A 1,005-nucleotide genomic window follows, 5' to 3' on the forward strand; every position below is an offset into this window, starting at 1 on the left:
GGTCGAGGCCGCTCATCGGGTGATCGATTCCGGACGCACGATCGCCGAGGTCGCACGCGAACTGGGCCTCAACGAGGGGCTGCTCGGGCGGTGGGTCGCCGACGAACGTCGCCGCATCGAGGCTGCAGCCGCCCGCGACGAGGTGCCGCTGACCCCGGCCGAGCGCACCGAGTTGGCGCGGTTGCGTAAGCAGGTCGCCGAGCAGGAGAAAGACATCGCGTTCCTGAAAAAAGCCTCGGCGTACTTTGCCGCCAACGGACCGAAGTAGACCGGTTCGAGTTGATGGCCGCAGAGTGCGCGACCACCGCGATCACCCGCACGGCACGCCTGCTGGGGGTCTCGACCTCCGGCTACTACAAATGGGCGAGGCGTTCGGCTACAACGGAATTGACCGACCGGGAACAACGGAAAGCTGACCTGACCGTGAAGATCACCGGCCATCACCGCGACTCGGGCGGGACGTACGGTTCGCCACGGATCACCGCGGATCTGCGGGCTGCCGGTGAGCAGGTCTCGGAGAAGACCGTCGCCAAGATCATGGCCGAGATCGGGCTCGCCGGGATCAGCCCCCGCACGTTCAAGGTCAAAACCACCGTTGTCGATCCCACGGCATCGTTTCCCGACGATCTGGTCGAGCGCCGGTTCGACCAGGGTCGACCCGATGCGGTGTGGAGCTCGGACATTACCTACCTCACGTGCGGTGAGGGCGACATGTACCTGTGCGCGATCCGTGACGAACACTCCAAGCGGGTGCTCGGTTGGTCGGTGGCCGATCACATGCTCACTGAGCTGGTCACCGACGCGCTGGCCCGGGCGGTCGCGGTGCGCGGCGGCGACGTGGCCGGCACGATCATGCATTCCGATCGCGGCACCCAGTTCACGGCTCACGCGATGGCCCAGGCCTGCGCTGATGCCGGCCTACGCCGCTCCATGGGCGCCACCGGGATCTGCTGGGATAACAGTGGCGCCGAATCGCTGTGGTCGACGTTCAAACACGAGTACTAC

At 66.2% G+C, this 1,005-nt stretch carries 2 protein-coding genes; both read left to right on the top strand.

The window, feature by feature from the left end; all coding sequences use genetic code 11:
• On the top strand, window positions 1–268 hold a 268-nt coding region (locus RMCB_RS34245; RefSeq protein ID WP_062832304.1), incomplete at its 5' end, for a transposase.
• A gap of 14 nt (window positions 269–282) precedes the next feature.
• Window positions 283–1,005, top strand: a 723-nt coding sequence (locus tag RMCB_RS34250) for an IS3 family transposase (protein WP_062832305.1), incomplete at its 3' end; no start/stop codon positions are given.

Origin of the sequence: Mycolicibacterium brisbanense, assembly GCF_001570425.1 — a bacterium.
In the GTDB taxonomy this organism is placed as follows: Bacteria; Actinomycetota; Actinomycetes; order Mycobacteriales; family Mycobacteriaceae; genus Mycobacterium; species Mycobacterium brisbanense.